At 28.2% G+C, this 22081-nt stretch carries 22 protein-coding genes, 1 tRNA gene, 1 other RNA gene and 1 other annotated feature; of the genes, 16 read left to right on the forward strand and 8 right to left on the reverse strand.

Annotated elements, in window-relative coordinates; genetic code table 11:
* Nucleotides 1–313: 313 nt before the first annotated feature.
* A complete protein-coding gene (locus N4A48_RS14330; RefSeq protein WP_293667072.1) occupies nt 314–625 on the reverse strand; it encodes a hypothetical protein in 312 nt (103 codons plus the stop codon).
* A gap of 520 nt (nt 626–1145) precedes the next feature.
* Here N4A48_RS14330 and N4A48_RS14335 point away from each other — a divergent pair.
* Genes N4A48_RS14335 through N4A48_RS14345 form a run of 3 tightly spaced genes read left to right on the forward strand, consistent with a single transcriptional unit; the run spans nt 1146 to nt 3260 of the window.
* A complete protein-coding gene (locus tag N4A48_RS14335) occupies nt 1146–1451 on the forward strand; it encodes a Mor transcription activator family protein (RefSeq protein ID WP_293667074.1) in 306 nt (101 codons plus the stop codon).
* On the forward strand, nt 1445–2347 hold the full coding sequence (locus N4A48_RS14340) for a Mu-like prophage major head subunit gpT family protein (RefSeq protein WP_293667076.1): 903 nt from the start codon (nt 1445–1447) through the stop codon (nt 2345–2347). Before N4A48_RS14335 ends, N4A48_RS14340 begins: the two co-directional genes overlap by 7 nt.
* A gap of 25 nt (nt 2348–2372) precedes the next feature.
* Entirely contained in the window at nt 2373–3260 is an 888-nt protein-coding gene (locus tag N4A48_RS14345) for a phage protease (RefSeq protein WP_293667078.1), read from the forward strand.
* Nucleotides 3261–3519: 259 nt separating this feature from the next.
* Here the strand turns inward: N4A48_RS14345 and N4A48_RS14350 are convergent, their stop codons facing one another.
* From N4A48_RS14350 to N4A48_RS14370, 5 genes are all read right to left on the reverse strand, one after another.
* Entirely contained in the window at nt 3520–3978 is a 459-nt protein-coding gene (locus N4A48_RS14350) for a hypothetical protein (RefSeq protein ID WP_293667080.1), read from the reverse strand.
* A 5-nt stretch (nt 3979–3983) separates the two neighbouring features.
* Nucleotides 3984–4409: a phage protein GemA/Gp16 family protein gene (locus N4A48_RS14355; protein ID WP_293667082.1), complete on the reverse strand. Its 426-nt coding sequence runs from the start codon at nt 4407–4409 to the stop codon at nt 3984–3986.
* Between the two features lie 92 nt (nt 4410–4501).
* Nucleotides 4502–5236: an AAA family ATPase gene (locus tag N4A48_RS14360; protein ID WP_293667084.1), complete on the reverse strand. Its 735-nt coding sequence runs from the start codon at nt 5234–5236 to the stop codon at nt 4502–4504.
* A gap of 20 nt (nt 5237–5256) precedes the next feature.
* Nucleotides 5257–7251: a DNA-binding domain-containing protein gene (locus N4A48_RS14365; protein ID WP_293667085.1), complete on the reverse strand. Its 1995-nt coding sequence runs from the start codon at nt 7249–7251 to the stop codon at nt 5257–5259.
* Nucleotides 7252–7282: 31 nt separating this feature from the next.
* Entirely contained in the window at nt 7283–7489 is a 207-nt protein-coding gene (locus tag N4A48_RS14370) for a helix-turn-helix domain-containing protein (protein WP_293667087.1), read from the reverse strand.
* 123 nt (nt 7490–7612) lie between these two features.
* Here N4A48_RS14370 and N4A48_RS14375 point away from each other — a divergent pair, with 123 nt between their 5' ends.
* A complete protein-coding gene (locus N4A48_RS14375; protein ID WP_293667088.1) occupies nt 7613–8179 on the forward strand; it encodes a helix-turn-helix domain-containing protein in 567 nt (188 codons plus the stop codon).
* Between the two features lie 254 nt (nt 8180–8433).
* Here N4A48_RS14375 and N4A48_RS14380 read toward each other — a convergent pair whose 3' ends face one another.
* Nucleotides 8434–9213, reverse strand: a complete 780-nt coding sequence (locus N4A48_RS14380; protein WP_293667089.1) for a hypothetical protein — start codon at nt 9211–9213, stop codon at nt 8434–8436.
* 20 nt (nt 9214–9233) lie between these two features.
* Nucleotides 9234–10397 carry a hypothetical protein gene (locus N4A48_RS14385; RefSeq protein WP_293667090.1) on the reverse strand — a complete coding sequence of 388 codons (1164 nt, stop codon included), beginning with the start codon at nt 10395–10397 and terminating at the stop codon, nt 9234–9236.
* A gap of 544 nt (nt 10398–10941) precedes the next feature.
* On the opposite strand from N4A48_RS14385, the gene N4A48_RS14390 reads away from it, so the two are divergent.
* The 12 genes from N4A48_RS14390 (at nt 10942) to recR (ending at nt 22058) form a co-directional block, all read left to right on the forward strand.
* A complete protein-coding gene (locus tag N4A48_RS14390) occupies nt 10942–11073 on the forward strand; it encodes a hypothetical protein (protein ID WP_293667091.1) in 132 nt (43 codons plus the stop codon).
* Nucleotides 11074–11298: 225 nt separating this feature from the next.
* Nucleotides 11299–11829 carry a hypothetical protein gene (locus tag N4A48_RS14395; RefSeq protein ID WP_293667092.1) on the forward strand — a complete coding sequence of 177 codons (531 nt, stop codon included), beginning with the start codon at nt 11299–11301 and terminating at the stop codon, nt 11827–11829.
* 317 nt (nt 11830–12146) lie between these two features.
* Nucleotides 12147–14900 (forward strand): UPF0182 family membrane protein, encoded by a 2754-nt coding sequence (locus tag N4A48_RS14400; protein WP_293667093.1) that lies wholly within the window; start codon nt 12147–12149, stop codon nt 14898–14900.
* Nucleotides 14901–14940: 40 nt separating this feature from the next.
* Complete coding sequence (locus N4A48_RS14405; protein ID WP_293667095.1) at nt 14941–15771, forward strand: mechanosensitive ion channel family protein; 831 nt, start codon at nt 14941–14943, stop codon at nt 15769–15771.
* 80 nt (nt 15772–15851) lie between these two features.
* Complete coding sequence (gene rbr / locus N4A48_RS14410; protein ID WP_293667096.1) at nt 15852–16445, forward strand: rubrerythrin; 594 nt, start codon at nt 15852–15854, stop codon at nt 16443–16445.
* 88 nt (nt 16446–16533) lie between these two features.
* Nucleotides 16534–16745, forward strand: a binding site (T-box leader).
* A 61-nt stretch (nt 16746–16806) separates the two neighbouring features.
* Nucleotides 16807–18081, forward strand: coding sequence for a serine--tRNA ligase (gene serS / locus N4A48_RS14415; RefSeq protein WP_293667097.1), 1275 nt, complete (start codon nt 16807–16809; stop codon nt 18079–18081).
* A gap of 204 nt (nt 18082–18285) precedes the next feature.
* A complete protein-coding gene (locus N4A48_RS14420) occupies nt 18286–18738 on the forward strand; it encodes a nucleoside deaminase (RefSeq protein WP_293667099.1) in 453 nt (150 codons plus the stop codon).
* Nucleotides 18739–18829, forward strand: a tRNA-Ser gene (locus N4A48_RS14425).
* A 29-nt stretch (nt 18830–18858) separates the two neighbouring features.
* Nucleotides 18859–19123: signal recognition particle sRNA large type (ffs, locus tag N4A48_RS14430), an RNA gene on the forward strand.
* Between the two features lie 298 nt (nt 19124–19421).
* Nucleotides 19422–21047 (forward strand): DNA polymerase III subunit gamma/tau, encoded by a 1626-nt coding sequence (gene dnaX / locus N4A48_RS14435; RefSeq protein WP_293667101.1) that lies wholly within the window; start codon nt 19422–19424, stop codon nt 21045–21047.
* Between the two features lie 61 nt (nt 21048–21108).
* Entirely contained in the window at nt 21109–21447 is a 339-nt protein-coding gene (locus N4A48_RS14440) for a YbaB/EbfC family nucleoid-associated protein (RefSeq protein ID WP_293667103.1), read from the forward strand.
* Nucleotides 21448–21458: 11 nt separating this feature from the next.
* Nucleotides 21459–22058 carry a recombination mediator RecR gene (recR, locus tag N4A48_RS14445; protein WP_293667105.1) on the forward strand — a complete coding sequence of 200 codons (600 nt, stop codon included), beginning with the start codon at nt 21459–21461 and terminating at the stop codon, nt 22056–22058.
* Nucleotides 22059–22081 lie beyond the last annotated feature (23 nt).

Genomic DNA, 22081 nt, shown 5'->3' on the forward strand with positions numbered 1-22081 from the left:
AGTATTCTTATTTCTTTTTCTGTAAATATTTTATTACTCATTTTATCTTCCACCATTCGTCTTTTTTTCTATTATACATAAAAATACCCTATAGAATAGACTTTTTTTAGTGTCCACTCTATAGGGTACAGTATAATATTTTAATATCCTTTATTTTGTAAGAATAGTGTTTTAATATAGTATGAAACTATAATGTTTTTGTCTTGTATTGAATAGTCAAATTGTAGATATTTCAGAGAACTTTTGACTATTTAAGTATTTGAAATTTTAAAAAATATATCTTTAGTAAGTTAAATTTCTTTATAGAGAGATGTTAAACAAACAAATCATTATAAATGTTAACCAATAGAGGAATTAAATTTTTTATAAGAGTGTCTTCTCCATTAAATATTTTTTTTATATCTGTTTTTCCATTTTCTTCATCGTAATTAAAGCTGAGGTGAACTGATGAATTTCGTATATCATAAATCCAGTTTGATATAGACTTATCTTCTTTACATAAATAGTTTTTAAATTTTTTAATATTATTTATATAATTTCTGTTTATTGGATTTTTTTCTAAATGTTTAAAAATTTCATTTATTGAACATCGTTCTTTATGTTTCCATATCAAGTCTTTCATCATAAACTCTTGTATTTTAAATAAATCTTTATCTTTAATATTTAATTTCTTTTTTACAATGTGGCAATATATAATTGGATATAATTTTTCTATAATTCTATATATTTCTAGAAATATATATGTAATTCCCTATACAAACTAATAAATAAAGATATACAAACTGATAAATAAAATGAGATACAGCAAGATAGAACGGAATAGATAATGATAGGACGAGAATAGATAGAGATAGTTTAAGAACATATAAAGATATAGTGAGACCAATTATAAATTAGTTAGAATTAAAAATTATTTATGCCCCTCCAAACATTATACAACAAAATATATATTACTAAAATTGCTAGCTTATTAAGCTAGTAATTTTTTCATAGAAGTAAATTTATCAAGTACTACAAGGTGATTGTGATGAAAAACTTTGATACAGTATATACAAGAAATGAATATTTTGTTGAACGCTTCAAAAGAAAGTTTAAAAGAAATTCAATAAAATATTCATTAGATAGGAAAAGGGGGGTGCTTACATTTGGAAGAAGAAGGCATTGTATCAATTATAGAAAAATTAAACATTGAGGAACTTCCATCTCCTTACTCTGAAATAGCCAGCAACTTTGATTTAGATACAGCTATTAAAATGGCTTTTATTTTCCAAGGTTCACAAGTATATTTCCAAAATATAAAAAATCTTTTGAGGGATAAAGTACTTGAATGTATAAAAGAAGAATTTACAGGCTTTAATTATGCAGAGTTAGCTAAAAAATACGGTTATTCAGAAAGATGGATAAGAATTTTAACTTCACAATACAATAAAAAGGGGGAACAAAAATGTTAATAAACAGACACAATCTTCAAGATTTATTTAATAATTTCAATACTATATTTAATAAGACTTTTGAAAAAACAGAAATTATGTATCCTAAAATAGCAATGGAAATACCTTCAAGCACATCAGATGAAACTTATTCATGGTTAGGAAGTCTTCCGAGCATGAGAGAATGGGTCGGAGATAGAGTTATACAAAATCTATCAGCATATACATATTCGATTAAAAATAAAGATTTTGAACTTACAGTAGGGGTTGATAGAAACGATATTGAAGATGATAAAATTGGTATTTACAAACCTATGATACAGGACTTGGCTGAAAGTGCTAGAAAGCATCCAGACAAACTTGTTTTTGGACTTCTTTCAAAATCATTCCAAGAAAAATGCTACGATGGACAGCCTTTAATATCAGAAAATCATCCTACTTCAATTGGAGCAAGAAACATAAAACAAAGCAATAAAGGAAAAAAGAAATTGACTACTAAAAGTTATGGAGAAGCAAGAGTTCAAATGATGTCTATTAAAGGTTCTGATGGGGAATCTTTGAAGCTTGTTCCTGACCTTCTTGTGGTATCACCACAAAATGAGTCAATAGCAAGACAAATAGTAATGTCAGAAATGATTAATTCAACTACTAATATTTATAAAGGAACTGCTGAGGTTCTTGTTGTTCCTGAATTAATAGATACACCAGATGCATGGTTCTTATTTTGCACTAAAAAAGCAATAAAACCTTTTATCTTCCAAAATAGAAAACCTCCAAAACTTGTAGCCAGAGATGGTGAAAGAGATGATAATGTTTTCTTTGAAAAAAGATATATCTATGGAGTTGATTCTAGATGTAATGCTGGATATGGTCTTTGGCAACTTGTCTTTGGATCTACAGGTGAAATAGATGAATAAATATGAAAAGGATGTGAAATAATAAATGAATAACTATATATTAATTTCAAATAGTGTCTCAATAGATGGTGTTCCTGATAAAATAAAAATTCTTCCTTTAGGACTTGTGAAATCTCAAAAAGGAGATTTTGTAGTTGATGTAGAATCGTATGATTTAATTGAAAATGCTTTTAAAGATAGAAAACTTGATATTGTTGTAGACTATGAGCATCAAACTCTTGAAAATGTAGAAGCTCCTGCTGCTGGATGGGTGAAAGAGTTAGACGTATCAACAGATGGAATCTATGGTAAAGTAGAATGGTCTGAAAAGGCTGCTATGTATCTTAAAAACAAAGAATATAGATATCTTTCACCTGTAATTTATGTAAGAAAGTCAGATAAAAAAGCAGCACAACTTCATTCTGTGGCTCTTACTAATACACCTGCAATAGATGGAATGACACCCATAATAAATAGTTCTGATGCACAATTAGATGAACCAAAATCAACTAAGTCAAATGAAGTAGACCAGTTTATTAAAGAGCTTAAAAAAATGCTCTCTCTTTCAAATGAATCTACTGTTGAGGATATTAGAAAAACTATAATGCAATTAGTAAATCAGAAACAAAATCTTGAAATGGAAGTGAATTCAATTAAAATAGAATCTCATAAAAAAGAAGTAGATAGTCTTGTTCTTATGGGAATAAAAGCAGGAAAAATTACACCTGGGCAGAAGCCGTGGGCTAAAAAAATGGCACTTAAAGATATAGATGATTTTAGAGAATATCTTGGGAATGCTCCTCAAATAGTTCCTTTAGGTGAAATAAAATATGCTTCTGATGATGTAGTAGCTTTAAAATATTTGTTTGAAGAATCAAATGCCAGTAAGCTTTTAGGAGTATCTGATGAAGACTTAAAGCAATATAATAGATAAGTCTTTAAATGCTTTTAAATTGATTTTTATGTGACTATAGTATATTTTATCTACAAAAGAGAAAGACCCCCATTATAACGCGTTATAACGGGGGTCTAACTATATCTCTATAAATGGGTTAGGTTGTCCATTATGAAATTTGAATCCTATTTTTAAAAATTTATATATTATGTTAGCATTTTGAACTGATAAGTTGCAAACTATTTTATTAAACATTTCAATCTCTCCTTTTGCAATTTATTTTGAGAATTTCTGATATTTAATCTTCAAAATGTCTAAATATATCTAAAAGAGCTTCTTTATAAAGTTCTCTTAAAACTTGTCTATATCCTAATGAATAAACACCAAGATTTAAGATAGGATATTTTAAATCAGGATAATTACTTATAATCTCATTCTCTATTTTTCTTCTTTCATTATAGTAAGAAGTCTTTGCGTTTTTAACTTTAAGCCATTGCAATTTATCTATATAGTAATTGAATTTTCTATATGCGTCATACGTATCTTCTTCATTTTTCCAATTATCTATATAGTCCTTTGCTTCTTTAAAGTATTCTGTATCAAAAGTATTTCCTTTGCTTATGTTTTCTTCCATATCATCTATGAATTTAAATACATCTTCTGTATCTAAACCTTCTTTATTTAAAAAAACAGCGATAGGATTTATATAATTATCATCACATGTTATATAATTTGTTTTTTTAACTTCATAATGCATATAATCTACCCCCTTGAAATATCTGATTTTTCTTCATTTGTTCTCTTTTCTATATTTTTTAATCCTTCTATAATATTTGATGCTCCATTTAAAGTAAGCCAGTTAATATGTTCAACATGAGCATACTTCTTTATGAATTTATTTAAATGGTCTATATCCCATCCAAGCTTTGCTCTTAACAAATCTATTTTCCATTCCTGACTATTAGTTATCATTCCTTCTCTTTTATCATTTTGTTCTTCTTCATTCAATTCAATAAAACAATCTATAATTTCAATACCTTCTTGCTTTGTAAGGTTTGACATATGTTCTTTTTCGTAATTATCTAGTATTAATTTATATAAACCATCTTTGCTTATTCCAAGTTTTTTAGCTTCTACCCAAATCTTTTTTTTCTGTGCTTGGGTTATGAGTTCGATTTTTCTGCCCATTTGTTCCATCTCCTTTAATTTATTGAATAAAACTTTGAAATATGGCATAATATTTAAATAAACAGTGGTGCAACACTGTTTATTTAATCTTTTTATTCTTCGCCATTTTTGAACTGATAAGCAGTTTCAAAATGAGCTAATGAAAGGGTTTCACTTGATGCAGAGGAAAGGTCATAAGCCATTTTAAAAATCTTTATGGAGTTTCTAAGACCTCCCCATGAAAGAGACATAGCATGTAAAAAATCTATACAACTATTATCTAGGTTAAATTTAGTAAAGATTTTTTCAATATCTTTTCTTGTGGGTTCTGATATTCTCCTTTTGATGCCAAGTCGGCTAAAGAGCTGTGCAAAGTGTGCTTGTCCTTTTCCATGCATTCTATCATATACAGTAGGGTTACCACATAAGACTATGCCTATTTTAGCTTCATCATTTATAGCTCTCATATTTTCGATTGCTCTAAGTCCTAGATGTTGAGCTTCATCTACTATTAATAGCTTTTCAGAACCCTTCAAAGTTTCAATTATAGTATCTATAAGAACTCTATCAGTTCCTGTTTTACTTTTTCCCATTGACTTTAGAATTCTTTCTGCAATACCTTTTGTTGACCTATCGCATTCTCTTGCTTCTACATAAATAACTTTATCATGTGTATTTGCATAGTGATTAAGGGAAAATGACTTTCCTAACCCTGCCTCACCATAGATAAGAGATATATCTCTATTAGCATGAGCAAATCTTGTAGCAAGCATTATAGCTTCAGCAGCATTTGTAGATGCAAATTTAGGTGTTTTTGTTTGATTATCAAGTTTAGAATAATTATTCATAGTATTAACTCCTTTACCATTTATTTTATTGATGTTTTAAGTCCTTCTTCATAAAATTTATTTAATGCTTGAGCATATGATTTTAGTTTTTGAGTATTTTGTTCCTCTTGCTCTTCCTGTTTTATAAGTGCATCCTCTTTCATTTTCTCAATAGTATCCATATCAAACCTTTTACTAGCAGCTTCAAGCTTACTATTACGAACAGGTACAATGACTGTAGGATTTATATTTTGTGATATATTCTTTTGCTCGTTTTCTTCTTTTTTCATTTCTAAAATATCTTTAATATTTTCAATACTTCCAATATAATCATCTTTATTTGGTAGAGCTTCTTTAACTAGTCGTCTTGCTGTTTTCTTTTCACTTGCCAACTGTTTGTATTCCTCTTTGGTAGGATTAAAAGACATTTTTTTTCTCTTTAATGCAGTACAAAGAGGATTATCATTGAGGTCATATATATATACAACTTCTTTATCATCTGGGTTATATCTTATATAAACTTCTTTTCCAATAAGCATTACCATATCAGTAGAGTAATAATTTACCTTATCAATAGTAACACCATTTCTATGTACCTTACGAGGTCTTGTAGTACGCATAAGCCAAAGTCTTAATACATCCTCTGGTGCAGTTCTTTTTTCCTTTAAATTTATAACAAATACTTCCTCTGGTGTTTTACCATTCATCTCAAGTCCATTGTGAGGACTTCTATTATAGAACTCTTCTATCCATTGGTCGTGTATTTCCTTAAACTCTTCAAGTGTAGGATATTCTTCTAATCCAAGATATTTAAGGTCAACAGGTCTCTTAACAGCATTCATACCTAGATATGATTTAAAGAGTTTAGAAAACTGACTTTCAAGGGTTTTAAAAGTCCTCTCAAGAGGTTTTGCCTTTGCATTATATGGTATTGCATAATGAACATCTAAATCCATTTGTACAGCTAAAGATGCTGCTTTTGTTCTGTCTTTGTCTGAATTAAACAGGTCAAGAGCTTTATAATCTTTACCATTATCAAGGTATACAGCCTTTGGGATTCCATAATTTTTTACCCCTTGTGCAAAGCTACATAAAACAGCATCTGAATTAGGTGTCTGGTCTCTTAAAAGTCCTGATACCATAATATTAGAACGCATATCCATCCAATAACTTCCCCAAGGTCTTACCTTTTTATATTCTCCATTAACTTTAACTAGAACATGAACATCCCAAAGGTGATGGTCTGATACCCATAATTCATTAGATTCAAGTGTTGTATAATCTCTTTCTGCATAAGGGACACAAGTATCTTCAAAGGCTTTCATTCCCTCTCTACCAATCGTTAAAATTGATTCTGGAATCTTTTTAACTGCATATTCAAAAGCCTTGCATGAGGGAATTGTAATTCCTTTTGAGTTTGCTTCAAGTCTTACAGCTTCATAACAGGATTTAATAGTCGGTTGTGTTTGTCTTAGATAGTATTTACAAAATAAATCCCACATTTCTTCTGGAATAGAGCTTTTTCCTCTATTATGTCCACCTCTTTTATCTACTAACTTATCAGGATTTGCAGTTTTAGACTTCTTTAACCATTTGTATAAAGAGGCGATGGATAAAGTAAATTCAGGATGTTCACTATTCCATAACTCGATAAACATTTCTTTTATCTTTGTTTTTGACTTTTCTCCTAATTTAATTTTATTTTTTTCAAATTTCTTGTACCTCTCAATTACATTAGCTCTTCTTTGTCCTTTTTCTTTTTGGCTAACTGTATATTTTTCAATTCCATTAAGTTGTTTTTGAGGTATAATCTTTATTTTTTCTTCATCCTCAACAAATTTTTTATAGTATTTTGCTTGAGCATATTCTGGTAATGCAGTAAGTAAGATTTGTAGAATTTTTCCTCCTCTCCCTCTTCCGTTACCATCAATATACCGATAATTATCATTAAAGTTTCCCTTTTTCACATGTTGTCTTACAGCTCTTTCTGTAATTAACATTAACTCAGATACTTCTTTGGGTGTAACCCAAACCATATTACCACCTACTTTGATTTTGATTCTTATACTATAATAATTCCAGCATAATTTTAATATCAATATCTAATGTCTTTGATATTTTGAGTAGTAGTTTTGTTGATGGCTTACATCTGCCAGCTATGATATGACAAATATGACTTTTTGTTACTCCTGTGATTTCTGCTAGCCACGTTTGACTTTTATCTTGTTTTTGTAAATTGTGGGCTATAATTTCTCCTAAATCTTTAAATTTCAACAAAATCAACTCCTTGCAACATGTTTACGGTTGATTTATAATCAACTTAGTTAATATTATATTAATTCAACTGAGTTGATTTGTCAATAACCAAGTTGAATTAGTTTATTTTTGGAGGTGCTTATGTATACTATAAATACGAGAATTAATATAATTAGAAAAGACTATAATCTTACTCAAGTTGAATTTGCTAAAAGGATAGGTGTTACAAATGCTCATATATCTAAAATTGAAAAAGGAAAAACAGTCCCTTCTGATGCTCTTGTTAAGCTTATTTGTAAAGAATTTGAAATTAATGAATTTTGGTTAAAAAATGGAGAAGAACCTAAATACATATATGAATTAGAAGAATTAACTGAGTTAAATTTACTTGGTGCAACAAGTAAATTTAATAATCTTTTGCAAAGTAATAATCCACTAATTCGCTCAAGAGCTTCCCAATTAGATATTATTTTTTCGGAGATTATTGATATAGGTTTTGTAGAGCATGAAAAAAAGTTAGAATATCTAAAACTAGTAGAAATTATATTGAATAATATAAATAATATGGTAAAATCTTTTCATAAAATCTCAAATGGGAATCAAATTAGTTTTGAAGAAAACCAATTAGAAGAAATATATAATTTAAAAGTTAATGATATAGATGAATCTTTGAGAAATATTCTAATATTTTTTAAAAATAGTAATTAAATATGTTTCAAAATAAAAAAAGTAGTTCCTTAGTAAAAAGATTAACTACTTTTTTTATTTCTATATACATATTTTTGAAATATCCCTTATTTACCTATAATACAATATGTCTAGCATTTAAAAAACTTATAAACTCCTATAATTATTCTATTTTGAATCAAAGGAAAAATAGTCTTCTTTATCAGTTTGCTTCCTTTGTATAAAATCTTTTCAAACCTTTTAAAATCAATACTTATATCATTTTATATAAATTATCATTTTGCGTATCGTCTTACAATATATTTTGGAGAATTATGATTTAAGCTAAGATATAAATTTTCATATGGAAATTTATTAACATCATTTATAAATACTTTTTTATATTCTTCTATAGATTCCATTGATAAATAAGAACCTTTTAAAATATTATTCTGTTTTTGATTTGCTTTTAAAATACCTAAAGTTCTAAATTTAAAATTTTCTAAGTCTATTAAATCAGAGTTATTGTCTAAAAATTCTTCTTTTATCTTGAAAACAGAAATAGACCCAAATAAACCTAAAATATCTCCAAATTCATGATTTACTGTATTAGAATCATACTTTAAATCAAGAATATCAATTAGAGCATCATTAGAAATATCATTTATTGTTAAAGGATACCAATCTACTTTTTCTTTTTCAAATAAACTTAAAAACATACCTAAATTTAATTCTACATTTTCCATAAAACTATTTAATTCTGGAGGAAAATCTATTTTTTCTAGTGATGAGTATAGCATATAAGTTCCTTGTTTATGTGAATTTTGTTTTTGATTAATATATTTGAAAAAAATAACTTTTTCATTAAAAAAAGTATAATCAAAATCATATAATTTAATGTTTTGAAACCAGTCTTTTGCATCTTCATCTAGTTCTTTTTCGTATTCTGTTTTCTTATAACTTTTAGTATAGGTTTTATAATCTATATTTAAATTTTTCTCCGATATCACTACATTAAAAGTTGATTCTATATAATTTTTTAAGTTTTTCATTATACTTCTATAACTTTTTGACATTATTATTATACCTTTCTAGATTATGCTCTCCAACAGATTTCCATATTATCTATTTTTTCCAAATCAAAATCTTCTTCAATTAATGATTTAAATGCTCTTTCATAAAATTCAGGTAGTTGCTTTTTGTTTAAATGATTTGTTGAATCTTTTAACCAATCAGCCTGATAGAATTTATTTAAATCATCTGGATTTTTTTCTTTTAGTTTAGTTATAAAAAGTTCTAGCCTTTCATCTAATTTTGTATAGTTTTTAGCTATTATATTGCTATCGTAGTGTTTTCCGGGTCTTCCAAAAATCTCCTTAGACAGTGATACTATAAATCCTATTCTTGCATATTGGTCCCCAAATAGCCTTTTATCCACTCCGTTATCTTTGAAGAATATTTCATCTAGATTTACTAAATGTTTTATTAATCCAATGAAATATTTCAAGTGGTCGTCGTCATAACTTCTTTCTATTATATCTTGTTTAGCAAATTCTTCAGTTACCTTTTCATTTAGGTTGACGTCATGTTTTCTAGTAGAATAACTGAGGTACAATTCAACCAAGTGACTCAATTGATATTTTTTTGGTTTTGTTGCTCTAGACCTATCAGTACTTTCTATTAAATCAATCCCGTCTATTTTGCTTTGAAGTTCTTTTTTTACATGAGAAAATACAACTTCTAGCTGTTTTTTTAATCCCCAAGATATTTGACCTGTATTTAATACTAGCATTCTATATATTAAACTATTAGCAGAATTAGTAATCCATAATTCTATTCTCAAAGAAAATGAAAAGTCCTCAGTATGATCACATATTTCCTTTAAAGCAGTTGTTCTTTGCATTCCATCTATTATACTCAATGTATTTTGTGATAATAGTTCATATATTGTTTTTTTACATAATTCATTATTTATATCTTCAAGACAATGACCAACATCATCTAAATTATCTATAACACAACCTATTACTAATGGTGGAAGTACAGTACCTTTTTCTATATCATTTTTCATAGTTTCTCTAATTCTTTTTGCAGACTTTGTTTTTAAAGGTTGTCTTTGACCTTCTATTCCGCCGTTTTCTTTGTATGCTTTTTCTATTAGTTCTAAATAATCATGTACTTCCATTGACATCATAATTGAATAACAGTTAATTCTTTTATCTTTCATATTATGTAATATATTAAAATTTCTTTTCTCCATGTTTTCCTCCTTAATAGCCTATATTTTTACATTTTTATTATATATCAGTATTTTATAAATGAAAAGTAAAATCTTATAATAGAGTCATTATATAAGCAATTAAATATATTCAAAAAATAATTTTAATGTGTATAAATAGGGCAAATTTAAAAGATAAATCAATATAGAAATTAGAATTTCAAGATAAAGTATAATATGTAGCAACTAGAGAAAAAAATATAAAAGTGATTAAAGAATATACAAAAAATCAAATATAAGAAGATATGATATATGAGCAAATAAGTGTTAAGGAATATCTGAACTTATTTAAAGGTGGTTCTGATTTTTGTATAAGGAATATTATAGATTATACTTGTTATTTAAAAAGTTTGTGGATATGATTAGAAAAAGTAAGTATATGTTTATTTTATAATTATAGAATAAGTTGTTCCAAAAAAACATATGAAAGATACATTGTGTTATAATAGTTAATAGGAATTATAGTCTATAGAGGGTGGTTCCATACTAAAAAAACCTACTTCTGAATGGAAGGAGGTGATGAAGTATGGATTCTATTTTTACTATTATATTTGGTTTAATTACCAATTATATATACGATAAAGTAAAAAGCCACCCGAATGCCAGTAAGGGTGGCTTTGAGCTTGATATAAAAATCAAGTTCAAGAAAAATGATTAATTATTGAATTAATTGGAACTACACTCTACTGTGAAATAGACTATAATTCTTTTTGTTAAGTATATTTCTAACTTTTATTATACTTATAGTATACTATTCATAATAGTTTTATTCAACTACTGTCAAATATTTTTTGTAATTATTAAAATAAAATTAGTTGTAAATAAATTAGATATATGTGATTAATTAAAAATAATTAGAAATTTATAAGGAGCGAGGATTATTATGACATTAGGTAAAAAGATGAAATATGCCATAATTTATAGTGAAAAAGTAGATGAAGAGCATATATTAAATTTCTTTAAAAAGGAATGGAATATATTAAAAGATATAGATCAAAATAATTGGAGCAAAGAAATTATAGACTTACATCTAACTATAAGAAATTTAAAAGATAGTGTTAATTTAAGTGATTTACAAGGATTTTATGTTAACTATGAAAATTTAATTGAATTTATGAAAGATATTAATAATTCAAAAATTAATTTTGATTTGTATAAAGGACACGGCCATCCAGAATGCATTATTAATGGCACTGTATTTGTAGGTTATGGCTATTCTCTAAAAGATAATAGTGAAATAGTATTTTATGATTGTTGTGATAATTGTATTTTAGATGAGAAAATTATAAAATATTTAGAAAATTCTACAGAAGATAATAAATATCTAAGAATAGATGAAGAATGTAATAATTTTGAAGAATTGTGTGATGAATTTGAAAAATGGATTTTAGAAATTGTTAATGTAGTAGAATAATATATATTAAATAATATTGTTTTAGAAATTTCTTCATCTTTCAAGATATATCAAATTTAATATGAGAACACTTCTATTTCCTAGGAAATTACAAAATATGATTTTTATATTCTAAACTTATACTTTTCTGATAAATTCAGGTCAAATACATCTAATAAAAACATCTTCCAAACATATAAGTCGAAAAATATATTGATTATATAATCAAATGAAGTATATAATCAATATATTTTTTGGTATACTACTAGTAATAAAAATTAATATATGAAATATTTAACATGAGTAAATAAAATTTAAAATCTGAAAGGGGGATTCATGTGAGTAAATCTAAAAGAATACTTACAGCATTGCTTGTATTAATGGCAATTACAGTGGTTGGATTTTTTTCTCAAATAATTACTTTTCTATCCGACTACAACTGGTTTAAAGAAGTGGGATATACATCTACTTTTATAAAACAAATATTTTCAAAATTATATATAGCAGTTCCTATATTCTTTATATTAGGAATACTAATATATATATATTTAACTGGAATAAAGAAAAGTTATTATCTACATATGAATGTAGTAACTTCTAAAGAAGAGGAAAAACCTATAAGGATTATAACTTTATTAGGAACAATTATTATATCTTTGCTTTTTAGCTTGAGGATATCATCAAGCTTATGGATGGAGATACTTCAATTTACAAATGCAACATTATTCAATATAAAGGACCCTATATTTAATAATGATATTTCGTTTTATGTATTTAAGTTACCTTTAATAAATCAAATATTAAACATAATAGTAGGGTTATTAGTATTTTTATTTATAATAACTATTGTATATTATCTAATGTTAGCGTCGTTCAAGAAAGGAAATCAGTTTGATGATAATGTTAGAAACTTACATGATATATCCAATATAGGAGATATATTAAAGAATGTTTTAAATCTTGCATTAAATCAAATAGCGGTTATAGGAGTCGCGTTCTTTATAATAATAGCTATTAAGAGTTATTTGACATCATTTGAACTTCTTTATTCTCCAAGAGGAGTAGCTTATGGTGCAAGCTATACTGATGTTAATATAAATCTATGGGTATATAGATTATCTGCTATAGTAGCATTAGCATCAGCTTTATTCGTTGTAATAGCTTATAAGAAGAGAAGGCTAAGAACACTGCTTATAGGACCGATAATACTAATAATTATAAGTATAAGCTCTTCGGCAATACAAGCTGGAGTTCAAAACTTTATAGTATCTCCAAACGAGATAGCAAAAGAAAAGAAATTCTTAGAGTACAATATAAATTATACTAAGAATGCATATAATCTTAATGAAGTAAAAGAAGAAAACTTCTTAGCTGAACAAAATATAACTATAGAAGATATATTAAAAAATGAGCAGACTCTAAGTAATATAAGTATAAATGATTATAAACCGACTAAAGAAACTTATAATCAGCTTCAGACATTAAGACCATACTATCATTTTAATGATGTTGATATTGATAGATATATGATCGATGGTAAGCTGAATCAAGTATTTTTATCGGCTAGAGAGATAGATCAAGATAGATTAGATGAGCAGGCAAAAACTTGGCTTAATAAGCACATAAAATATACTCATGGATATGGACTTACTATGTCACCAGTAAATGAAATAACTCCTGGTGGAGAGCCTAAAATGGTTATAAAGGATATACCACCTGTATCTTTAGTTGAAGGATTAGATATTAATAGACCCGAAATATACTTTGGAGAGCTTACTGATGATTATATAGTTACAAATACATCAGAAAAAGAATTTGACTATCCTAAAGGAGAAACTAATGCTTTTTCTGAATACAAGGGAAAAGCGGGTATAAATCTTACTCTATTTAATAGAATATTATACAGTATAGACCAAGGAAGCTTGAAATTCCTAGTAGCTTCAAGTATAGACTCTAATAGTAAGATAATTCTAAATAGAAATATAAAAAAAAGAGTTAGAAAGATAGCTCCATTTTTAGCATTTGATGAAGATCCATATCTAGTAATATCTAATGGGAAGATGTACTGGATGATAGATGGATATACTCATACATCTAAATATCCATATTCTCAACCATACTCAAATAATGGCATAAACTATATAAGAAATTCATTTAAAGTCGTTATAGATGCTTATGATGGAACTACAGATTTTTATATAGCTGATAAAAATGATCCTATGATAAATACGTATAACAAGATATTCCCTAATTTATTTAAATCTATGAATGATATGCCTAAAGATATAAAGAAACATATGAGATATCCTCAAATTATATTTGATATACAAGCTAAAGTATATGAGACTTATCATATGAAAGATACAGAGGTATTTTATAACAAGGAAGACAAGTGGGAAGTGGCTAAGAAATCTAAAAACACTCAAAGTCAAGAAGAAGGTGAATCTTTAGATATAGAATCAAACTATATAACTTTCAAACTTCCTAATGAGGACGAGGCGGAGTTTTTACTTACTATACCATATACTCCACAGAGAAAACAAAATATGACAGCATTATTTGTAGCAAGAAATGATGAGGATAAATACGGTCAGCTTATAGTATATAAATTCCCTAAAGATAAGAATATACTAGGTCCTGAGCAAATAGAGGCAAAAATTGATAAAGATCCTGAGATATCTAAGGATTTAACTCAATGGAATACAGGGGGATCTACTGTTATAAGAGGCACACTACTTACTATACCTATTGAAAACTCTATACTGTATGTTGAGCCTTTATACATTAAATCAGATGCACAAAATAGTATACCAGCAGTAGAAAAAATATTTGTAGCCTATAAAGATAAGGTAGTTATGAGGGATACACTACAAGAGGCATTAAATACCATGTTCAAATCAGATAATCAAAATGTTATAATAGATGAAACAACAGATGAGCCTAATGTTGACTTAGATAAAGATCAATTAATTAAGAAAGCTAACGATTTATATAACAAAGCTGGAAGTAGTTTAAAAGAAGGAAATTTTGAAGCGTATGGAAGATACCTAAAGGAACTTGGAGATATATTAAATAAGTTGGCAAATGAGTAACAATAGTTTAGTTAAAAGTATAATATAAGGAGACTAGATAATGAGTATAGAGACATTTGAGATATTAAAAGGCATTCAAGTAGATGTAGCTAAGTATGGAATGAATATTCTAGGATCAATATTTATAGTAGTATTTGGAATGTTTTTTTCAAAAAAAATAAAGAATATAACTAATAGGTTTCTAAAAAAATCCAACATAGATAAATCGTTGATTTCGTTTGTTTCACAGCTTGTATATGTACTTTGTATAGTATTTGTGAGTGTATCAGCACTTAATAACCTAGGGATGTCTACAACTTCATTTGTAGCTGTTTTAGGGGCTTCTGGGTTTGCTGTAGGGCTTGCGTTCCAAGGTACATTATCAAATTTTGCATCTGGAATATTGATTCTTATATTTAAGCCATTTAGAACCGGGGATTATATACAAGGTGCATCTACAGAGGGAAGCGTTGAGGAGATTCAAATATTCAATACGATACTCAAAACACCAGACAACAAAACAATAATAGTTCCAAATGCCAAATTAACATCAGACAATATAACAAATTTCACATTACAAGGTAAAAGAAGAATAGATTTTATATTTGGAATATCTTATGATAGTGACATAAGAACTGCAAAAAATATAATTAAAAAAGTATTTGATGAAGATAAGAAAATTTTAAAAGATATAGAGCCTATAATTGGAGTTCACGAACTTGCAGATAGCTCTATAAATATAGCTGCAAGACCTTGGGTTAAAACAGCTGATTATTGGGATGAGTATTATTATTTAATGGAAAAAATAAAGTATGAATTTGACAAAAATGGGATAGAGATACCATATCCTCAAAGTGTTGTATATCATAAACAATTAGAAATAGAAAAATAAACCATAAAATGGAATAAAAAATGTAAAAAATGCCTACACTTAATTTGTATGAAAGTTTGAATTAAGAGGAGGCATTTTTTATGAAATTAAAAGGAACTAAGACACTAGAAAATCTAATGAAGGCTTTTGCTGGAGAATCTCAAGCTAGAAATAGATATACGTTTTATGCTGAAATAGCAAGTGAAGAAGGATATGATCAAATAACTGAATTATTTTTAGAAACTGCAGATAATGAAAAGATACATGCAGAAATATTTTTTGACCATATAAAAGAAGGTTTAGAGGGAGAAGAATTTCCTGTACCTGTAGATGTTGCTGCTACATATCCTATTGGAAAAAATACTACTTTGGAAAATCTTAAATATGCTGCAATGGGTGAAAATGAAGAGTGGGATAAGTTATATCCTCACTTTGCTCAAACAGCAAAGGAAGAAGGATTTAGCGCTATTGCAGCTTCGTTTAATATGATAGCAAAGGTTGAGAAAGAGCATGAAGAAAGATATTTAAAGCTTGCTGAAAATGTTAAAAATAATGAAGTATTCGAAAAGAAAGAAAAAACATTATGGAAGTGTAGAGTATGTGGATATGTACACGAAGGAGAATTAGCACCTAATCTATGTCCAGTTTGTAAGGTGGGTCAGGGGTATTTTGAGGTGCATTGTGAGAATTATTAAACTAATTTTTTTCTAAAAAATATAAAATTACACTTGAAATAATTTGATAAAGTGCGTATAATAAACAACAAATAGTTTATAATAATTTTAAAAAGCTGTGAAAGAAACTAGTAAAGAGATAATTGTCATCAGAGAGTGAGTGGTTGGTGGAAACTCACGTCAGTTACTTTTGAATCCATTCTGGAGCTGTCAAGCTGAAATAAAGTAGGTTTGAACGGTGGTCGTCGTTAAAGACATTGAGAGGGTTTTTAATAACCAATCAGGGTGGCAACGCGGAAGATATAAGCTTTCGTCCCTTCATAGGGACGGGGGCTTTTTTTATGCTTAAGGAAATATAAAAAAAATACAAGGAGGAGTAATAATGTTAGATATAAAAAGAATAAGAAATGATTTAGACGCAATAAAAAAAGCTATGGGAAGACGTGGAGAAAAAGATTTTGATTTAGATTTAGTATTAGAATTAGACGATCAAAGAAAAGAAATTTTACAAGAAGTTGAGAAAATGAAGAATGAGCAAAATGTAGCATCAAAAGAAATTCCTAAGTTTAAGAAAGAAGGAAAAGATACTACTGAAATAATGGCTAAATTAAAAGAACTTTCTGATGAAATAAAAGTTCTAGATGAAAAGGTTAGAGAAGTAGAAGGCAAGATAGAATATAATTTAATGAGAATACCTAATGTACCTAATCCAAATGTTCCACAAGGGACAACGGATGATGACAACGTAGAAATTAGAAAATGGGGAGAACCAACGAAATTTGATTTTGAATCAAAAGCTCACTGGGATATAGGTACAGATCTTGAAATATTAGATTTTGAAACTGCATCAAAAATAACAGGGTCAAGGTTTACATTATATAAAAACTTAGGTGCTAGACTAGAAAGATCTTTAATAAACTTCTTCTTAGATACTCATACAACAGCAGGATACAGCGAAGTACTACCTCCATTTATGGCTAATAGAGATAGCTTTGTTGGAACAGGACAACTTCCAAAGTTTGAAGAAGATATGTTTAAGATAGAAGGAAAAGAATATTTCTTAATTCCAACAGCAGAAGTACCAGTTACAAATATTCATAGAAATCAAATAATAGATGGAGAAACTCTTCCTATACAATATTGCGCTTACACACCATGCTTTAGATCAGAAGCAGGATCTGCAGGTAGAGATACAAGAGGTCTTGTAAGACAACATCAATTTAATAAGGTTGAGTTAGTTCACTTTGTAAAGCCAGAGGATTCTTATGAAACACTTGAAAAGCTTACAAATGATGCAGAAAAAGTTCTTCAATTATTAAATCTTCCTTACAGAGTTGTTAAGATATGTACTGGAGATTTAGGTTTTACAGCTGCATTTAAATATGATTTAGAAGTTTGGATGCCAAGCTATAATAGATACGTAGAAATATCTTCTTGTTCAAACTTTGAAGATTTCCAAGCTAGAAGAGCTGGAATAAGATTTAAAAGAGATAAAAAGGCTAAAGCAGAGTATGTTCATACTCTTAATGGATCAGGAGTTGCAATAGGAAGAGCTCTTGCTGCAATACTTGAAAACTATCAACAAGCTGATGGTTCAGTAGTAGTACCAGAAGTTTTAAGAGGATATATGGGTGGAGTAGAAGAAATAACTAAATAATCAAGTGAAATTTGATTGGTATAGGGTTTGAATGTAAAACCCTATACCATGAATAAAATATATAAAAATACATAATATACATTAATAGTAAGATAATAAAAGTTGAAAAATTAAAATAGATATGGTATTATAGAAATTGTCAACTTCAATAATAAAGATATAGAAGTCAAATCATAATGGTACTATATAAGCTTAGGAGGAAATATGGAAGATTCTTTTTACATGAAAGAAGCTTTAAAAGAAGCTCATAAAGCTTATTTAAAAGAAGAGATTCCCATAGGAGCTATTATAGTAAAAGATAATGAAATAATAGCAAGAGCACATAATTTAAGAGAAACAATGAAGGATCCAACAGCACATGCAGAAATACTCGCTATAAGAGAAGCTGCAAAAGTATTAGGAGGATGGAGGCTTATAGGATGCAGATTATATGTTACTATGGAGCCGTGTATTATGTGTTTGGGAGCTATAAACGAATCTAGAATAAAAACTTTAGTGATTGGAACTAAAAATACTAAGACTTTAGATTCTGAGTATAAGCTCAAATTAAAACAAGATTTCTTACAAAATAAAGATGTAGATATAACATTTGGAGTATTAGAAGATGCAACATCTTCTATTATAAAGAATTTCTTTAGGAAACTAAGAAAGCGTTAAGGAGAGATGTCCGAGTCGGTTTAAGGAGCACGCCTGGAAAGCGTGTATACGGGAAACTGTATCGCGGGTTCGAATCCCGCTTTCTCCGCCAATAAAAATTAAAAATGATTTTAAAGTTTGCTGTGCTAGACGGGGAGGTAGCGGTGCCCTGTAACCTGCAATCCGCTATAGCAGGGTTGAATTCCATATGGAGGCCTAATTCCTGTAGAGCTGCCCTAGATAAGTGGTGATGATGTTTGGGTCCTACGCAATGAAAGCTCATGAACTCCGCCAGGTCCGGAAGGAAGCAACGGTAAGTGATCACTTTCATGTGCCGTAGGGTTGCCTAAATTGAGTTAACTGTCTAGGTAACGTTTATGGGGTTAGGACAATATATGGTGCACAGCATTTAATATAAAAAACAAAGTCTCTATTTTATAATAGAGACTTTATTTATGCGTAAGAGAACTATAATAGAAACCAAGTATAAGCAACAGAGTTGTTATACTTGTTGGCGACATGAGTCACCGCGTTAGCGAGTATATGAATTTTTAATGTATATAAATCTGAAAAATGATAATAATATAAAAGAAAATTAAATATATTTTCAATTTCTCCCCTATTTAGAAGGCTTCTTCCCCCATAGAAGTCTTTTTTTTTTTAGTATATAATATATAAGAATGAATATACATAGAGGTGATTTTATGCATAAGGCATTATATAGAGTATATAGGCCATTAAAATTTGAGGATGTTATAGGCCAAGAACATATAACAAAAACACTAAAAAATCAAATAGATAATAATAATATAGCTCATGCATACTTGTTTTCTGGAACAAGAGGTACTGGGAAGACATCTACTGCTAAGATATTTGCAAGAGCGGTTAATTGTATAAATCCAAGTAATCATGAGCCATGTAACGAATGTGAAATTTGTAAGGGAATATTAAATGACAGTATAATGGATGTTGTTGAAATAGATGCGGCATCTAATAATGGAGTAGATGATATAAGGGAATTAAGGGAAAATGTAAAGTATCCTCCGACAAAAGGAAAATATAAAGTTTATATAATAGATGAGGTTCATATGTTATCTCAAGGAGCATTTAATGCATTATTAAAGACATTAGAAGAGCCTCCTTACTATATAATATTTATACTTGCAACTACTGAGGCGCATAAAATACCTGCTACAATATTATCTAGATGTCAAAAATACGATTTCAAAAGAGTTAAAGTAGATGATATAGTTATACGTATGAAAAAAATATGTGACGACTTAAATATTCAAGTAGAAGAAAAAGCATTGAACTTGATAGCTAGAAATTCAGGAGGAGCATTAAGAGATGCTCTGAGTATATTAGATCAATGTGTGTCATATAGTGAAAATGAAATTAAGTATTCTGATGTAGTCAATCTTCTTGGAACTGTTAATATAGATTTTTTATTTGATATGAGTGAATATATAATAAAACAAGATACTAAGCATGCACTTGAATTATTGAATGAATTAATAATTTGTGGTAAAGATATAAAGAATTTTTTAACAGATTTAATAGATCACTTCAGAAATCTAATGGTTTGTAAAGTATCCCATGAATTATATGAAATAATAAATTTACCAGTAGAGACTATAGACTTACTAAAAAATCAATCTGAAAGTGTAGATTTAAACAATGTAATAAGAATAATTAATTTATTATCTGATACTCAAAATAATATAAAATATTCTTCTAATTCTAGAATATCACTTGAAATAGCTATAATGAAATTATCCCAACCTGTACTTAAATTAGAGGATGATTCTATTTTAACTAGAATACAAAATATAGAAAATATAATAAAAAATGGTGTAAGTATATCCAAAAATGATAATAATATAAATAACAGAGCTAGTATCCCTAGAAATGATATATCTAAAAATGAGAAATACATCAAAGAAACAAGAAAACCTAAAGATCCGAACGTTACAGAAATAGAAAATGTATGGCCGGAGATATTAGAGTATATGAAAAATGATAAACAGATGTCTATTCAAGCTATGTTAAAAGAAATCAATGATTTTGAAATGGATAACAATACACTTGTAATGCTTGTAGAGGATAAATTCAAATTTATAAAGGATAGATTAAATAGAGATGATGAAAAATCATATATAAAAAGCGTTATAAATAATATAACTGATCAAAATGTAAATATAAGAATAGAGTTAAAATCCCAAATGACAACTAATTCACCAAATAATCAAGAAGATGAAGGCATAAAAATACTAGAAAATGTATTTCCAAAAGAGATGATACAAGTAAAAAATTCTATAAAAGAAACTTAAAACATAATAATTATTATATGCTATAATATAAGTCAAAGTGATTTTTAAAGGAGGATGAATTATGGCTAAAAAAGGGTTCCCAGGAATGGGTGGAAATATGAACAATATGTTAAAACAAGTTCAAAAAATGCAAAAAGATATGGAAAAAATGCAATCGCAGCTTGAAGAAAAAGAAGTTGAAGCTTCTGTTGGTGGAGGAGCTGTTATAGTTAAGGCAAATGGTAAGAAAGAAATATTAGATATAGCTATAAAGCCAGAAGTTGTAGATCCTGATGATATAGAAATGCTTCAAGATCTAGTGTTATCTGCTGTTAATGAAGCTTTAAGAAGTGCAGATGAGATGGTAAATTCTCAAATGTCTAAATTAACAGGTGGACTTAACCTTCCTGGAATGTTTTAGTAGGTGCTAATATGCAAACTTATTCAGGACCTATATCAAGACTTATAGATGAGTTTTCAAAACTTCCTGGTGTGGGCAAGAAGACAGCCCAACGATTAGCTTTTCATGTTATAAATATGAATATGATAGATGTAGAAAAATTATCTGAAGCATTAATAAATGCTAAAAAACAGATAAAATATTGCTGTGTATGCTGCAACATAACAGATTCTAGTAAGTGCAATATATGCTCTAATCCGAATAGAAGAGAAGATATTATATGTGTTGTAGAAGATCCAAGGGATGTAGCTGCTATGGAAAAAACTAAAGAGTTTATGGGGAAATACCACGTTCTTCATGGAGTAATATCTCCAATGGAGGGAGTGGGTCCTGAAATGATAAAAATAAAGGAGTTACTTCAAAGACTTAATGAAGAAACTGTCAAGGAAATTATATTAGCTACTAATCCAACAATAGAAGGAGAAGCTACTGCTATGTATATATCTAGACTTATAAAACCTTTAGGTATAAAGGTTACTAGAATTGCACATGGACTTCCTGTAGGGGGAGATTTAGAGTATGCAGATGAAGTAACTATATCTAAGGCTTTAGAAGGAAGAAGAGAGATATAATTATTGGATTTGATACATAGGTG

This window comes from Tepidibacter sp. (genome assembly GCF_025210165.1).
Classification (GTDB): Bacteria; Bacillota; Clostridia; order Peptostreptococcales; family Peptostreptococcaceae; genus Tepidibacter_A.

Excerpts from the sequence above, each read along its gene's own strand:
- N4A48_RS14330 (WP_293667072.1), bottom strand. The coding sequence starts at position 625 with ATGATGAAAGACTTGATATGGAAACATAAAGAACGATGTTCAATAAAT.
- N4A48_RS14340 (WP_293667076.1), top strand. The coding sequence starts at position 1,445 with ATGTTAATAAACAGACACAATCTTCAAGATTTATTTAATAATTTCAAT.
- N4A48_RS14345 (WP_293667078.1), top strand. The coding sequence starts at position 2,373 with ATGAATAACTATATATTAATTTCAAATAGTGTCTCAATAGATGGTGTT.
- N4A48_RS14350 (WP_293667080.1), bottom strand. The coding sequence starts at position 3,978 with ATGCATTATGAAGTTAAAAAAACAAATTATATAACATGTGATGATAAT.
- N4A48_RS14355 (WP_293667082.1), bottom strand. The coding sequence starts at position 4,409 with ATGGGCAGAAAAATCGAACTCATAACCCAAGCACAGAAAAAAAAGATT.
- N4A48_RS14360 (WP_293667084.1), bottom strand. The coding sequence starts at position 5,236 with ATGAATAATTATTCTAAACTTGATAATCAAACAAAAACACCTAAATTT.
- N4A48_RS14365 (WP_293667085.1), bottom strand. The coding sequence starts at position 7,251 with ATGGTTTGGGTTACACCCAAAGAAGTATCTGAGTTAATGTTAATTACA.
- N4A48_RS14375 (WP_293667088.1), top strand. The coding sequence starts at position 7,613 with ATGTATACTATAAATACGAGAATTAATATAATTAGAAAAGACTATAAT.
- N4A48_RS14380 (WP_293667089.1), bottom strand. The coding sequence starts at position 9,213 with ATGTCAAAAAGTTATAGAAGTATAATGAAAAACTTAAAAAATTATATA.
- N4A48_RS14385 (WP_293667090.1), bottom strand. The coding sequence starts at position 10,397 with ATGGAGAAAAGAAATTTTAATATATTACATAATATGAAAGATAAAAGA.
- N4A48_RS14390 (WP_293667091.1), top strand. The coding sequence starts at position 10,942 with ATGGATTCTATTTTTACTATTATATTTGGTTTAATTACCAATTATATA.
- N4A48_RS14395 (WP_293667092.1), top strand. The coding sequence starts at position 11,299 with ATGACATTAGGTAAAAAGATGAAATATGCCATAATTTATAGTGAAAAA.
- N4A48_RS14405 (WP_293667095.1), top strand. The coding sequence starts at position 14,941 with ATGAGTATAGAGACATTTGAGATATTAAAAGGCATTCAAGTAGATGTA.
- rbr (WP_293667096.1), top strand. The coding sequence starts at position 15,852 with ATGAAATTAAAAGGAACTAAGACACTAGAAAATCTAATGAAGGCTTTT.
- serS (WP_293667097.1), top strand. The coding sequence starts at position 16,807 with ATGTTAGATATAAAAAGAATAAGAAATGATTTAGACGCAATAAAAAAA.
- N4A48_RS14420 (WP_293667099.1), top strand. The coding sequence starts at position 18,286 with ATGGAAGATTCTTTTTACATGAAAGAAGCTTTAAAAGAAGCTCATAAA.
- dnaX (WP_293667101.1), top strand. The coding sequence starts at position 19,422 with ATGCATAAGGCATTATATAGAGTATATAGGCCATTAAAATTTGAGGAT.
- N4A48_RS14440 (WP_293667103.1), top strand. The coding sequence starts at position 21,109 with ATGGCTAAAAAAGGGTTCCCAGGAATGGGTGGAAATATGAACAATATG.
- recR (WP_293667105.1), top strand. The coding sequence starts at position 21,459 with ATGCAAACTTATTCAGGACCTATATCAAGACTTATAGATGAGTTTTCA.